Raw genomic sequence first — 14,449 nt, 5'->3', positions numbered from 1 at the left:
CCGCACCCAAATGCTGGGGTGCCCCTAGGGGACTCTCCCTCATGCTGGGGTCCTCGGGTGTGGCGTTCGCTGGACGGGTCAGTTGCTCCCGACTCCCGAGGTCAAGACCATGTCATCGCTGCTCCATCGACTCGGACGCTCCAGCGCACGGCACCCATGGCGTGTGCTGACACTCTGGCTGCTGGTCATCTGCGCCGTCTTCGGCATCGCAGGCGCGAGCGGAGGGTCCGACTACATCGACCAGTTCAAGGTTCCCGGCAGCGACTCCACGCGCGCCCAGGAAGTCCTGGAGAAGGAGTTCCCCGAGGCGTCCGGGACGTCCGTGATCGTGGTCTACCACGCGGAGAAGGGCCGTCTCGACGAACCCGCCCGCCGCGCGGCCGTCGCCGAGGCCGCCCACCAGGCGCAGTCCCTCGACCACGTCGTGGCCGCACCCGACCCGCTCACCCCCGGCAGCGGTGCCCTCTCCCACGACGGCAGGACCGCCCATACGACGGTCACCTACGACGTCCCCATCGACGAGCTGGGAGAGAAGGACTTCGCGGCCCTCGAAAAGGCCAACGCCGTCGCCGAGCACGCGGACGTCGAACTCTCCTACGAGGGCGCCCTGGTGGACAACTCCACCAAACAGGAGTCGATGTCCGAGCTGATCGGCCTGGTCGCCGCCATGGTCATCCTGCTGGTCTCGTTCGGCACCTTCGTCGCCATGGGGCTGCCGATCCTCACCGCGCTCCTGGGCCTGGCCCTGGGCACCGGCGGCAACATCATCCTGTCGCAGCTGACCACCATCGGCTCGGCCGCCCCCACCGTCGCCACCATGATCGGGCTGGGCGTCGGCATCGACTACGCCCTGTTCCTCGTGACCCGGCACCGCACCAACCTCGACAACGGCATGGACCCCGAGGAGTCCGCGGGACGGTCCCTGGCCACCGCCGGACAGGCGCTGATCTTCGCCGGATTCACCGTCGTCATCGCGCTGATGGGCCTCCAGATCGTCGGCATCCCCTACGTGGGGTCCTTCGGCTACACCTCGGCCGTCGTGGTGACCGTGATGGTGCTCGCCGCCATCACCCTGCTGCCGGCCCTGCTGGGACTGGTCGGCCATCGCATCAACAAGCTGCGGGTGCTGACCGTCCGCCCGGCACCCCACGGCAGCGCCTTCTGGCGCCGCTGGGCCACGGCGGTCACCCGGCGCCCCAAGACGGCGGTCGCGGCCTGCCTGGTCCTGATGGGACTGCTCGCCGTCCCGGCCCTCGACATGCGGCTGGGCCAGCCCGACAACGGCACGAAGAACGAGAACACCACCCAGCGCATCGCCTACGACCACCTGGCCGATGCCTTCGGCCCCGGATTCAACGGACCGCTGACCATCTCGCTCAGCACCCCCGACCCCGCCGCGCTGAAGAGCACGGGAGGGGACGTGGTCGAGGCACTCCGGCAGGACCCTGGCATCGCCACCGTCGGCACGCCCATACCCAACGAGAAGGGCACCACCGCCATCGTCACGGCGGTGCCGAAGACCTCGCCCCAGGACGAGGCCACCTCGAAACTGGTCGACCGCATCCGCGACGACGTCCTGCCCGGCGCCCTCGACGGCGCCCGCGGCCAGGCCCACGTCACCGGACCGACCGCGGCCAACATCGACATGGCCGAGCGCATCAGCGAACGCCTGGTGCTGTTCATCGGCGCGGTGGTCGGCATCTCCCTGCTGTTGCTGGTCTTCGCCTTCCGCTCGGTCTGGGTGCCCGTGAAGGCGGCCGTACTGAACGTGCTGTCCGTGTTCGCGTCCTACGGAGCGGTCGTGACCGTCTTCCAGAACGGCCACGGCAGCAAGCTCATCGGGCTCGACGGAACCGTCCCGATCATCAGCTTCGTGCCGATGATGCTCTTCGCCATCCTCTTCGGTCTGTCGATGGACTACGAGGTCTTCGTCGTCAGCCGGATCCGTGAGGAGTACGCACGGACCAAGGACGCCGCGGCGTCCGTCGTCGAAGGCGTGGCGCACACGGGACGCGTCGTCAGCGCCGCGGCGATCATCATGGTCACCGTCTTCGGCTGCTTCGTGATCGGCGACGACCCGATCATCAAGATGTTCGGTCTCGGTCTCTCCCTGGCCGTGGCCCTGGACGCCTTCGTCATCCGCCTGGTCTTGGTGCCCGCGCTGATGAAGCTCATGGGCGACGCGTCGTGGCGGCTGCCCCGCTGGCTCGACCGCGTCCTGCCGCACATCGACCTGGAAGGCGGCGGCCACGCCCCCAAGGCGCAGCCGCGCCAAGTCCCGCCGCCCATCGGCCCCGACCGGTCCGACGAGCCCACCGACGAGGACTTCGCGCCCGTCGGGTGACCTGCTCGCCGACCGCAGCCCGTGGCCCGGCCCCCGCACAGGGCGCCGGGCCACCGGCACCCCCGTCACATGCCCGGGGAGACACCGATGAACGAACGCAACGCAACCGGCGTGGACGCGGACCGCCCTCGGTCTGGACGAGCGCATCCGGGCGCAGTCCCTGGCCGAGTCCCGGACGGGCCAGCGCACGCGCGACGGCCGTGGCTGTCCCTCATGGACGGCACAGCCCGGGGAAACCCGAACGGCACCGCTGTCATGATCCACCGGACGGCGCTACTGGACACGCTCCCCGCCGCACTCCCCGCCGGCGTCCCGCGCACCGGCGTAGAGGTCTGCCACGCCGACCCGGACGGCCGGGTCCTGCACTCCGAGGCTCCTCCACCGCGGACCTGGTCGTTGGCACGGACGGTATCCGCAGCGTCGTACGGCGCACCCTGTGGCCCGAGGCGCGGGGCCGCGCTGCGCGGGCTACCTGGTATACGCCACCGCACCGGCGCCGCCGGGCGCGCTGACGCCCCCACAGGCGAGTGTCCCGGAGCCCTGGCAAAGGGCTCCGGGACACTCGCCTGTGCGGGTCCGGTCTCCTGGGGCGGACAGTGGTCCAGCCTCAGACGCCGCAGGTCTGAAGCGTGACGGGACTGTCAGTGGTGGCGGGCTTCGTCGTGTCGGGGGCCGGCGGGAGTGCCGTCTCCCGGATGTGGACCACCACGGCCGTGCCGTCCTCACCGGGGACGGGGGCGAGGAAGAGGTCCTCCACCAGCGCGTCCGCAACAGTCAGGCCGTGCTCCGCCACGTACGCGGACAGGTCCGTCGGCCCGGCGGCAGGAGAGGCACTGCGGACGGCCAGCGCGATGAGACCCCGGCCGCGGGCGAGCTCCAGCGCCAGGGGCGGCGCACTGTGCTCGACCGCGCTGGAGACCAGCTCCGCGGCCGCCATCGACGCCAGGGCGGCCACGGCGTCCTCGACCTGCCACAGGCCGAGCAGACGTTCCACGAACCGTGCGGCGGCCGCTGCCGAGCGGGGGTTGGGGCGGACGTACCAGGTGTACGCGGCACCGAGGACTCCGCACATCGGAGGCAGGGCCCACACCAGGTCCTCGTCCCTGACGGTGTACTGGCTGGTGGACTGGTCGGTGGTCATGTCCCACACCCCCTGACTCGGGAACCGGACGTTGCACCTCCCACTGCACCGCCCGGGCCCTCGTCGGACATCGAGGCAACCCCCAAGCCCACCCCCCAAGGTTGTGACCCCACCCCCGGACGCGCGGCGGCCTCCCCGGCCGTCACCGTCACCGTCACCGGCTCGGCCCGCCGAGCCCGTCGAGCTCGCACGGCCCGGCGCACCAGCTCCGTCAGCATCAGCACTCCGGCAGCCGTCGCCTTCGACACCACCACCGCGACCCAGAGCCGGTCGCTGAACACCTGCCCTCCCACGAAGCCGAGCGTCGCCGCCCAGGCCGCCCACAGCGCGGAGGCCAGCAGGGTGAGCCTCAGGAACCGTCCCGGCGGGAACCGCATCGCACCGGCGGCGAAGCTGACCACGGTCCGTCCGCCGGGGACGAACCGGGCCGCGACGAGCACGTGCCCTTGCCGGGCCGTCAGAGCGCGGCGCAGCCGGCGCAGCACGGCGGACTCGCCGCGCGCGCCCGGACGGCGGCCGCGGCGCCGTCCCAGGACCCGTCCGGTGCGGTAGGCCAGCGCGTCGCCTGTCCACGCCCCGACGACGGCCACGGCGATGACCAGGAAGATCTCGACATGACCCGCCGCCGCAAGGACACCGCCGGTGATCACGGACGTCTCGGCGGGCAGAACGGGCACGAACACGTCAAGCAGGGTCACCAGGGCGAGGCCGGCGTAGGCCCAGGACGCGGCGGCGGTCATCGCCACGGGACCGAACACAGTGTTTCTCCTCCCCGCGGGCACCGGATGCCCTGCGGTCGGCGACAGGCCGGAACGGCATCGGAAGCCCCTCGCCTCCGCGCCGCTTCCACCAGACCGTTCGCTCCTACCGCCCGGCGTCGGGGACACCCCCCAAGGTTTGGGCCCCGGCCCCGGTTCCGGCCCGCTTCCCTTACGGGGAGCGAGGCACCGGCGGCGAACGCCGCGCCCAGAGCGCGATCGCCACCTCGCCGAGGGGGGATCCTCGAGCCAGGTGGCGATCACGGTGACGCGGGCGGCCGTGCCTCAGGCGTCGGCCAGGACCGGTTGCCCCTCGGGATCGGCGGCCGGCACGGGCACGGCCCGTCGGCGCCCCGCCATCCGGCACCCCAGGCAGTCGCCGTGCCGCCGCATCGGGTCCCTGACCCGCCAGTCCCACTCGGTGCGGGGACGCGGCCCGCCGGGTTTGCCCCAGCCGGCCAGGTGCAGGACCCAGGTGACGAGCGCGGCCAGCACGACGATCGCCAAGCCGCCGCCCAGGCACAGGGCCGAGCCCAGGCACAGACCCGTGCCCGCGACAGCGCTGCCCAGAACGGCGACGACCGTACCGGTCCATCCCGCCACCGTGTGACCCATGTCGACGTCGCCGTGCGCGCTCATCTTCTCCCGCTCTCTGCTGGGTACTCGGACTGCTCTTCGACGGTTCCAGCCACCCGGACCCGGCACATGAGTAATCCGTGCTCCTTCGGCGACCACCGGGCCGCTCCGGGCGTACGCCGGCCGCCACCGCCCGCACATCGCCGACCCTTACGCCACGCTGCCCCCCGACGGCTTAAGTTCGGGTGGGGGGCCAGGGTCACCACCGAGGCGCCCGGGGTCACCGCCGTCTAGAAACGGAGGTGGGAGAAAGGACATGCCCCGATGAACCACGTGAAGGTCCGCGATCTGATGAGCGACGCGGTCGTCCGCGTCCAGGGCGGCACACCGTTCAAGGAGATCGCCCACCTGCTCCGGGAGTACGACATCACCGCGGTGCCCGTCGTCGACGACCAGGACCGCCCCAGGGGGGTCGTGTCCGAGGCGGACCTCCTGCACAAGATGCGGGACGGCCACGGCGACGACCCGGCCGCCACCGGCAGCCCCTCCGGGCCGGCGAAGGCCGGCGCCACCGACGCGGCCGGACTGATGACGTCACCACCGCTGTGCGCGCGGGAGGACTGGAGCGTCGTCGACGCCGCCCGCGAGATGACCCGGCACGGCGTCAAGCGGCTCCTCGTCGTCGACGACGAGGGCCGTCTGATCGGCGTGGTGAGCAGGAGCGACCTGCTCCGGGTCTTCCTGCGCACCGACCGGGCCATCCGCACGGAGATCCTTGAGGAGGTCCTGGTCAAGACGCTCGGCGAGGCGCCCTCGGCCGTGCAGGTGGACGTGACGCACGGCCACGTCGTGCTCAGTGGACGTCTGTCCTCCCCGGCTGTCGTCACCGACCTGGTGGAGCTGTGCCGCGAGGTCGACGGAGTGGTGGCCGTGGAGTTCCGGCCGGCTGCGGCGGCCGACGCCGAAGCGTCGCGGGAGCTGCCGGCCCGCTCCGCCTGAGTTCACATCCCGGGATCGAAGCCCGTGATCCTCTCACGGGCTCCCGCCCGGGCTTCCCGTCCCAGCGCCACGGCCCGCCGGCCCACCAGATCGAAGTGCACACCGGTCACTACGGTGACCGCACACACCTGGCCGCTGACGGCGTCCTCCATCACGTGGCGGAACCGCAGCGACGTGGTGCCGACGGACAGTACGCCCGAGCGGACCAGCACCACGTCCCCCGCGCGCAGCTCGCGCCGGTAGGAGATCCGCTGATCCACCGCGACCATCCCGCGCCGCTCCTCCCGCAGGCGGGCCGGGGTCAGTCCGATCCCGGCGAAGAGCTGCCAGGTGGCCTCGTCGAACTTCCCCACGTACCACATGACGTTCATGTGACCCATGTGGTCGCAGTGCCAGGGATAGATGGTTCCCCGGTAGGTGATCTCCAGGTCGGACACGGTGACGGGCTCCTCGGGTGCGTTCGCGGATCGTTCACGGGGACAGCAGCCGGCGCAGGTGCCGGCGGTCCGTGGCGCCGACCTTCTGGTAGACGCGGTACAGGGTGTTACTCACGGTGCGCGGTGACACCACCAGCCGGTGGGCGATCTCCTTGTCGGTGAGTCCCTGCGCCGCCAGCCGGGCCACCGTCCGTTCCCGCTCCGACAACTGCGCCGGATCGCCCAGGAAGTGCAAGGCCGGTGTGCTCACGTCGCCGCAGTCGCGCAGCAGTGTGCGCGCCTGCACGGTCGAGGCCGTGGCCGTGCGTCCCTGTCCCGAGCGCCGCTGGAGCCGGGCGAGTTCGGCGTATCCCTCGGCGGCGTACAGGTGCGCGCCCGCGTCCGCGAGAGTCCGGCAGACCCGGGCCAGCAGCTTGGTGTCACCGGTGCGCACGGCTCGCGCGAAATGAAGACGGCTGGTCAAGTAGGTGCCCTGGACGGGCAGTTCCTCCTCGACGGCGGTGTGGGCCGGAAGTCCGAGCCGTGCGGTCTCGTGCAGGAGCACGACGGCGTCACCGTAGGTGCCTGAGTCCAGGGCCGCGTCGATGGCGGTGTGCAGCACCAGCCTCGCTCGGTCCTGCTCGCCTTGCCGATGGGCCTGCCAGGCGCGTGCGACGGCGAGTTCGGCGGCGTACGGGCCCGGTAGGAGACTGTCCGGGAGTCCGGACGCCGTGTCGCGCCCGCCGCCCGGCAGGCAGTGGGCCGCGATCGTGGCGTGGATGGCCGCCCGGATGTTCCAGGGCCGCCAAGCCGCCTGGTAGGCCGGGGTGAAGGAGAAGTACGGCAACGCCTCGCGGATCCTGCCGCGTTCGAGCAGGACGAGACCGACGCCGAGTCCTCGCCGGGCGTCGACACCGACGCGGTCACTCTCCAACGCCGTACGGTACTCGCGCACCAGGATGCCCTCGGCCTCGTCCAGGCGCCCGGCGTAGAGGCGGGCGAGGGCGTGGGCCTCCTCCACGGCGTCCGCCTCGAACAGGCAGCCCTCGTCATTGGAGGTGCGTCCGGGCAGATCCTCGTACAGCCTCAGGGCGTCGTGGGGGCGGCCCAACCGGGCCAGGGCACCGGTCGCGATCAGGGCGGACTCCGCGTGACAGGGGGACGCCGGGTCGCGCAGCACCGCGCGGGCGTGCTCCAGGGCGACCGTGAAGCGTCCCCGGAACGCGGCGGCGAGGGCGAGGTACGCGGAGCGCTCCGTACCCGTCAGCTGCTGGGCGCTCTCCTCCGCCCGGTCCTGCCGGCCCGCGAAGAGGTGGGCGCGGGCCTGGGCCGGGGCGAGGGCACGGAGGTGCTCGGGTTGGCCTGCGGCCACCTTCTCGGCGAAGGCGTGCAGGTCGTCGAAGGCGCCGTCGGCGAAGAGGGCACGGGCGTGCAGCTCGGCCGCCCACGGCGCGCCGTGGCCGTACCAGGCCGCCGCCGACAGCCGGATCGCGGCGGCGGCGTCGTGGGCGCGCAGCGCGCACCGGACGGCGTCCCGCAGCGGTTGCTGTTCCGGGAGGTCCCCGGCGTCGAGGTGCCACTGGGCCACGCGGACCCGCTCGGCCGGTGACAGGAGGGACTCGGGCACGTTGCGCGTCCAGGTCCGCAGGCAGTGCCGGCGGCGCAGGGGGCCGACGTCCTGACGGAGCACCTGCGCGACATAGGGGTGGGCGAGGGCGACCGAGGGGGTTGCGCCCGGCACCGGTTCGGCACGGGGGTGCGAGACACGTACCGCTCCCGCGTCCTCCAGGGCCAGCAGGGTGTCAGGGGCCACGATCCTCTCCAGCACGTCGAGCCGTACGGGTTCGGCGAGCGCGATCAGCTCCAGGGCCCGGCGGTCGTGGTGGGTGACGTCGGCGAGCTGCCGGGCGACCAGGTCCCGCAGTGCACTGGAGACAGGCACGGCGTCGCCGAGCCGCCATGTGCTCCCCTCCGAGGTGATCAGGTTCTGTGCGAGGGCCGCCCGTGCCAGTTCGCGCAGCAGGGCCGGGTTGCCGTGCGACATGGCGGCCAGGCGCACCACGCCGGGCCAGGCGAGCCGGTCCGCGAAGAAGGCGCTCGCCAGGCGCCGTGTGGACAGCACGTCGAGCGGGCCGAGCTCCAGGCGCGCGACGAGCTGGTCCTTCCACAAGGTCTGGAGCCGGGGGTGCCCTTCGGTGCCGTCCATGGCGAGGAGGACCTTGTGCGCACGCCGTCGGGTCAGCTCGCGCAGGCACTCTGCGGCCGGCTCCGGCAGCAGGTGTGCGTCGTCGATCCACAGAGTGCGGGGCCGGGCCGAGCCCGACCGCAGCAGGCGCTGGACGACGGTGGCCACCGCCGCCGGAGCGAGCCGCTGGACACCGCGGGCCGCACCGGGTGACCCGCCCCCGGTGTCGCTGGCACAGGACGTCCTCGCTGCGGCCTCCTCGCCCAGGCGCGTCTTGCCGACACCCGGCGCACCGACGATCAGCACACCGGCGGGTCCCGTGGAGGCGCGCAGCACCTGGAGCGCCGCACTCAGCTCACGGTCGCGCCCCACGAGGGCCGGGGGGTGGAGGGGCAGGAACTCGTCGAGTCCCGCCGGGCCGCCGGGGGCGGCAGGCAGGGCGGGATGTTCGGGAGAGGCCATGGTGATTCCCCAGATCGGACGGTGCGGTGCGGGTGAGGGGGCGCGTGGGGCGCCTGCCACCGATGCTCCGGCTCCGACCGCCTCCTTCGCGTTGGGGGAACGCCCCTAGGTTTTCGCTGCGTCCCGCGCACACGGCGACCGAGGCGCCGCGCTCGCTTCACCGATAACGGATTCCGCGAACCGCGCCCCGTGTGCTGTCAGCCCGGGCGTCACGCCGCCCGCGCCGATCGCACAGAGGGAAGCACACAGGCCGCCGTGCTGATCGCTCTTCGCCCACCGGCCCGGCAGCGTCTCCGCTCAGGACGCCGGGGCCGGGTGGACGAGGAGCCCGCGGTCGGCTTCCCGGGATGCGCCGCGGCCTGGCCGAGCCGTCCCCACGTCTCAGCCACGCACAGTCAACCGCGAACGGCCGCGGCCGCCATGAGCGATGACTACTCTCACCGGCGCTTCTGCGCTCCGGGTCTATGTCCGGTCATGCCGGTGGGTGTGGTTCGCACTGAGCTTGTTCTTTCTGGTCTGAGCCGGTTTCGTTCGGTGATGCTCTCGGGTCGTTTCACGGTTTTGCCGACGTCGTAGAGGGTGGCGGGCCGCCGATTCTTCGAGCCAAGTGGCCTGCCAGGGCTGGGGGTTGATCCGCCTTGCTTCGGCGGTCGGCCGCCCCTGGGGATAGGCCAGGGCGTACTCCTTGAGCGTGGGTGTCGGCCGTCGCATGACGCGGTCGGAGCGCATCCGTACGAGTACCTCGACCGGGAGGCCGGCCAGGAGATGGCCATGCGCAGTGCGTCGTAGCCGGCGTCGAAGACGATGAGGATGTCGCGGTCGCCGACGTGCCAGCGGCTCATCTCGATCAGGTCCTCGACCACGCGGCGGAGCTGGGCGGCGGTGATCTCGGCGACGTCATCCTCGGGTCCGAGACGGACGGCGTCCAAGAGCTGGCACCAGGACGTCCGGCCCGATTCGAGGGCGGCGACGAAGGAGTACGGCCAGCCTGGGATGAACTGGTCCGAGGACCGTCCGCTGCGGCCGTAGACGTGGCCGAACAGGCGGTCCGCGCTGGTCGGTGCCTCCGGCCGGAGCCAGTTGCTGACGTCGACCGCCAGGACCAGGCGGCCGTCAGCGGCCCGCGGATCGGCAGACCGGCCAGTACCTGCGGCAGCCGTGGCACGTCCACACTCCCGCAGTTCAGAGCCTCGTACATCGCGCCGTGTCCGCGGCGGTGCTCGGCCACCAGCGTGAGGCCCGAGCACATGACCAGACGAAGGCCGCTTCAATGTCCGGTGAATGCCCAGGTGAGTGATCCAGTTCGAGATGTCGCTCGACGCCGGAAGCCAGGCACGGGCACTGATGCCTCAGCCAGCGAGCAGTGCATGCATCCACTGGTCTTCGCGTTGTTCGATGTATTCGGCGTCGTTTCGCCAGGCGTCGCCGTGTCCTTCAGCCCACAGCCTTGCCCAGGGTTGAACTCCTTGGGCTGCCTGGTCACGCAGGAAGTCGTGCATGGAACGCGTACGGCGCCCCAGCACAGGGACCAACCGACGACGTTCGGACTCAGCGAGACCGTAGGCGTCGGCGAAGACTCGCAGTCGGTCCGCCGCGTCCGGGCGCTGCCAGTCCGGATGTGCGGACAGCGGGATGAACCCGTGAATGGCATATGCGACATCCCACAGGCGCGAGCCGGGACCTGCAGCGTCCCAGTCGATGAAGGCCCACCGCGCCTCGCCTGCTACCACGAGGTTCCAGGGGGCCAGGTCGTTATGAGCGATGATGTCACTGTCCTCAGCGGGGATCAGCGTCTGCCACTGCGCATCGGACGGCGGCGTGAAGTCCTGCACGGCGTCGTGGAAGTCCCGGATCAGCCGTGCAACGCGCGCCAGCTGTTGAGCGGGTTCCATCAGCGAGAACCGTTCGGGCCAGACCACATCTCCCGGCATGAAGGTCAGGACCTCGCGCCCCTGATCGTCAATGCCGAGTGGGCGAGGCGCCGCGCCGAATCCCGCCTCATGCAGGTGGGCAAGCAGGGCATGCACAGCGGGAGTCCATGGTCCGGCTGGACGGCGAACTGTGTCCCCAACGCGAACGACACCATCGCTGACGTTGCCGCCGGACAAAGGCTCTTCATCATCGTGCCGCATCGAAGCAGTGTGTCGGATCAGCCCGTCATGATCACCCCATTAAGAGGGAGCGTCAGAGTCGGGACGGAGGTTAAAGGACAAGCTGAGTATCTGTTCCTGCAGGAAACATGGCGACGACTCGGTTGATCTGCTGGTCTGCGTAAAAGCGGTCGCACCGGCTGTACTGGGCTGCTGGGGTGGATCAGTCCGCTTCGGCGGGGCCGAGTGTGCGGCGTCGCGGGGTGACGGATGTGGCGGTGCTTTCGCGCAGGGCCGTCGTGCTGGCGGCGGCGTGCTGGTACCGGCGTCCGTTGAGGAGACCGGACACGACCGAGGCCCAGGTGGGCCGAACCAGCCGACGTAGGCCACGGTCGGGCGCCTTGGGTCTGCTTGCGGTCAGGGCGAGCGCGACCGGGACCATGCGGATCACGATCAGACTCAGCACGGCGTATGCGATGATCCGCCAGCTGAGGTGCTCCAGGGCGGGGCCGAGCGGGACGGCGCCGAAGAACAGCAGGCTCAGCATGGCCAGCAGGCCGCCGAGGTCTTCGGCGAGCTCGGTGGTGCGGGTTACCTCGCCGGTGGGCCGCTTGCCGCGGCGCAGAGGGCCGTGGCCAGGGCGCAGGCGCTGGTGGGAGGAGCGGCCAGGCCGGCAGCCATCCGGCGGCGACGGTGAGAACGAGCCCGAGCGACAGCAGCCGCCCGGGCAGCGCGCCGCCGCTGCGCAGGTCCGCGGGGCGCACGGTGGTTGCGTCGGTGAACAGCACCAGGGTCAGGGCGGCTTCCCCCGGGGTGCGCAGGGGCCGTGCCGCAGGCTGACCAGACCTGCCCAGGCCGACGGGTCCGATCGCGATGCCGCAGCCGGTGAAGGCCATGGCGGCGGACACCGGCGAGGCGGCCAGCCGCCGGGAGGTGAGCGCGTAGGCGCCGGTGACCCCGGACACCGCCGCGACCGCTCAGGAGCCGCTACTCACCGCACACCGTGCGTCGGCCCTCCATGGCCGGTGTGCTCCCGGCCGAGGCCCACGGGTGGCCACCTGGGCGCCGGTGTGCCCGTGGCGGGCTCGTGTTCCATCGCCGCAACCGGGCCGCAGAGGCGATGGGAGACCTCACTGTCCCCGTCCGGCGCGTACGCCGCGCTCACTCGTCCGGGCGCCGCCCGCCGCGTCCTGAGCGGCTTCGGCCGGGCTCCGACCTAGATTCGACAGCATCCGTACCGGTCCGCGCGCACACGGCCACGGCGAGGAGCCGCACGGTCCGCAGGCGGCGCGTGGTGAGCGAAGGGCAGTTCGTGACCAGTCGCCCCAACATCCTGCTGATCGTCACCGACGAGGAACGCCTCCGCCTCCCGCGGGCGCAGGGCTACTCGCTGCCCGCCCGGGAGCGGATCGCGGCCCGTGGGACCACCTTCGAGCGCTACTACACCGCCTCCGCGCAGTGCAGCTCCGCCCGGTCGGTGATCTACACCGGCCAGCACCTGCCGATCACCGAGATCTACGACAACGACAACATGCCGTACATCCGCCCCCTGGACCCCGCACTGGGCACACTCGGGACCATGCTGCGCTCAGCCGGCTACTACACGACCTACCAGGGCAAGTGGCACCTGTCCAACTGCTACGTCACGCCCGAGAACCCCGGGCCCACGACCGACGCGCTGGAGCCCTATGGATTCAGCGAGTTCAACGACTGGGGCGACATCGACGGCGGCGCGTGGGCCGGTCTCAAGCTTGACCCGGTCATCGCCGGCCAGGCCGTGAAGTGGCTGCGCAACCGGGCCCCGGTCGTCTCCCAGGACCAGCCGTGGTTCATGGCCGTCAACTTCGTGAACCCGCACGACATCATGAGCTTCGACTACGGCGGCCGCGCCCAGGTCCAGCTCCCGCCCGGACTCGCCCACGCGGTGGTGTCCCGGGCCGCGGCGGACATCCCCGTCTACCGGCGCCGCTGGGACTTCGACCTGCCCGCCAGCCTGCACGACGACCTGTCGGGCGCGGCGCCGGCCATCACCGAGTACGCGCGCGTGACGGACACGGTCTTCGGCCCGGTGGCCGATGAGCAACACTGGTACGACGGCCTGAATTTCTACCTCAACGCCATCCGTGACGTGGACCGCAGCGTCGAGTTCGTCCTCGACGCGCTGGAGGCCTCCGGCCAGGCGGACCGCACCGTCGTCGTCTTCACCTCCGACCACGGCGAGATGGCCGGCGCCCACGGCCTGCGGCAGAAGGGCAACCTCATCTACGACGAGAACTTCCACGTCCCCTTCATGATCACCCACCCCGACGTCCCAGGCGGCGGCCGCACCCAAGCACTCGCCTCCTCCGTCGACATCGCGCCCACCCTGCTGGAGATCGCCGGCCTGGACCCCGCACAGACGGCCACCCGCCACCCGGCCCTGAAGGGCCACTCGCTGATGCCGGTCCTCCACGGACACCCGGTGCGCGAGGGAATCCTGAACGCGGTGGAGTCGATCATGATGCTCGACGCCTCGTTCTGGTTCGAGTTCGCCGACCCCGAGGCACCCAAGCGCGTCGCCTCCGGCGACCTGCGCCCCGACTGGACCAAGCGCGGCTTCCTGCGCGGCTACACCGACGAGCGCTACACCTTCGGCCGCTACTTCTCTCCGCTCAGCCCCAACCGGCCGACCAGCGCCCAAGCCCTGCTAGCGGAGAACGACGTCGTCCTCTACGACCACGAGCAGGACCCGGACGAGATGAACAACCTCGCCGGCGACCCCGCCCACCGCGACCTCGTCGAGCGCTACCGGGCCCTGCTGGAGGACCTCATCGACGCCGAGATCGGCGCCGACACCCGCGCCTGGGTCACCGAGCGGCCCCATCTCCTGGGCTGGCCCACCTGGCACGGCGACGACACGCGCCCTGAGACACTCGCCGCCGCACAGCAAGGACGCTGACCGGAGGGCCGGAACCGCTGGTCCAGAGCCCCCGGGACACCGAGCTCCTGGGACCCCCGACACCAACGTGTCCTCGGGAGAACCAGGGCAGCCAGTGACCGGGGCACGCGAGAGCTACGGCGCCCGGCGGGGGCCGGCACGCTGAGCCAGACCGCCCCGCGCGACGAGCACGTGATCGTCTCGCGACCTTGCGACGGGGGCCAGAGGTAGGACTACGGAGTCAAGAACGACGGTTGCCGCAAGCCGGCATGGAGAACCGGCTGCCGGGCCAAGGACGGTTACAGGCCACCTGGACCCGCTGTGTCACCCTCGCCAGGCTCGCCCACGCACCGTGCACCGGTGATGTCCATCCGGTCCTTCACCAAGCGCCGGCACACCCCCTCGATCACGCCTGTCGCGATCGCCCAGCCCTCCGCCAGCGCGAAGTCATAGCGGGGGTAGGGGAGTTTGGCCCGCAGGTGGCAGACCGCCTTGTCCACGCCGAAGCGCCGCTGCCCGTCCAGTTCCACCGCGTCCGCGTGCGCTTCGAGGGTGTCGGCG

At 71.5% G+C, this 14,449-nt stretch carries 12 protein-coding genes; 3 read left to right on the top strand and 9 right to left on the bottom strand.

The annotated features are described in order from the left end of the window. Window positions 1-163 precede the first annotated feature (163 nt). Entirely contained in the window at window positions 164-2,344 is a 2,181-nt protein-coding gene (locus tag ACZ5NW_RS07955) for an MMPL family transporter (protein ID WP_468742849.1), read from the top strand. Between the two features lie 607 nt (window positions 2,345-2,951). Here the strand turns inward: ACZ5NW_RS07955 and ACZ5NW_RS07950 are convergent. The 3 genes from ACZ5NW_RS07950 to ACZ5NW_RS07940 all read right to left on the bottom strand — a co-directional run bounded on the left by ACZ5NW_RS07950 (window position 2,952) and on the right by ACZ5NW_RS07940 (window position 4,882). Beyond that, on the bottom strand, window positions 2,952-3,485 hold the full coding sequence (locus tag ACZ5NW_RS07950; protein ID WP_468742848.1) for a hypothetical protein: 534 nt from the start codon (window positions 3,483-3,485) through the stop codon (window positions 2,952-2,954). Continuing rightward, a complete protein-coding gene (locus ACZ5NW_RS07945) occupies window positions 3,482-4,243 on the bottom strand; it encodes a DedA family protein (RefSeq protein WP_468742847.1) in 762 nt (253 codons plus the stop codon). Before ACZ5NW_RS07945 ends, ACZ5NW_RS07950 begins: the two co-directional genes overlap by 4 nt. 285 nt (window positions 4,244-4,528) lie before the next feature. Next, window positions 4,529-4,882, bottom strand: coding sequence for an HGxxPAAW family protein (locus ACZ5NW_RS07940; RefSeq protein ID WP_468742846.1), 354 nt, complete (start codon window positions 4,880-4,882; stop codon window positions 4,529-4,531). 261 nt (window positions 4,883-5,143) lie between these two features. Here ACZ5NW_RS07940 and ACZ5NW_RS07935 point away from each other — a divergent pair, with 261 nt between their 5' ends. Further along, window positions 5,144-5,818: a CBS domain-containing protein gene (locus ACZ5NW_RS07935; protein WP_468742845.1), complete on the top strand. Its 675-nt coding sequence runs from the start codon at window positions 5,144-5,146 to the stop codon at window positions 5,816-5,818. A gap of 2 nt (window positions 5,819-5,820) precedes the next feature. Here the strand turns inward: ACZ5NW_RS07935 and ACZ5NW_RS07930 are convergent, their stop codons facing one another. The 5 genes from ACZ5NW_RS07930 to ACZ5NW_RS07910 all read right to left on the bottom strand — a co-directional run bounded on the left by ACZ5NW_RS07930 (window position 5,821) and on the right by ACZ5NW_RS07910 (window position 11,518). Next, complete coding sequence (locus ACZ5NW_RS07930) at window positions 5,821-6,255, bottom strand: acyl-CoA thioesterase (RefSeq protein WP_468742844.1); 435 nt, start codon at window positions 6,253-6,255, stop codon at window positions 5,821-5,823. Window positions 6,256-6,289: 34 nt separating this feature from the next. Next, window positions 6,290-8,881 (bottom strand): LuxR C-terminal-related transcriptional regulator, encoded by a 2,592-nt coding sequence (locus ACZ5NW_RS07925; RefSeq protein ID WP_468742843.1) that lies wholly within the window; start codon window positions 8,879-8,881, stop codon window positions 6,290-6,292. 437 nt (window positions 8,882-9,318) lie between these two features. Continuing rightward, window positions 9,319-10,128, bottom strand: coding sequence for a transposase (locus ACZ5NW_RS07920; RefSeq protein WP_468742842.1), 810 nt, complete (start codon window positions 10,126-10,128; stop codon window positions 9,319-9,321). Window positions 10,129-10,230: 102 nt separating this feature from the next. Continuing rightward, a complete protein-coding gene (locus ACZ5NW_RS07915; RefSeq protein ID WP_468742841.1) occupies window positions 10,231-11,013 on the bottom strand; it encodes a phosphotransferase enzyme family protein in 783 nt (260 codons plus the stop codon). Window positions 11,014-11,194: 181 nt separating this feature from the next. Next, window positions 11,195-11,518, bottom strand: a complete 324-nt coding sequence (locus ACZ5NW_RS07910) for a hypothetical protein (RefSeq protein WP_468742840.1) — start codon at window positions 11,516-11,518, stop codon at window positions 11,195-11,197. Window positions 11,519-12,283: 765 nt separating this feature from the next. On the opposite strand from ACZ5NW_RS07910, the gene ACZ5NW_RS07905 reads away from it, so the two are divergent. Beyond that, entirely contained in the window at window positions 12,284-13,909 is a 1,626-nt protein-coding gene (locus ACZ5NW_RS07905) for a sulfatase-like hydrolase/transferase (RefSeq protein WP_468742839.1), read from the top strand. A gap of 278 nt (window positions 13,910-14,187) precedes the next feature. On the opposite strand, the gene ACZ5NW_RS07900 is transcribed toward ACZ5NW_RS07905, so the two are convergent. Next, entirely contained in the window at window positions 14,188-14,418 is a 231-nt protein-coding gene (locus tag ACZ5NW_RS07900) for a hypothetical protein (RefSeq protein ID WP_468743021.1), read from the bottom strand. Window positions 14,419-14,449 lie beyond the last annotated feature (31 nt).

The organism is Streptomyces sp. NPDC032126, from assembly GCF_055580085.1.
This window is presented reverse-complemented; position numbering and strand designations above follow the sequence as displayed.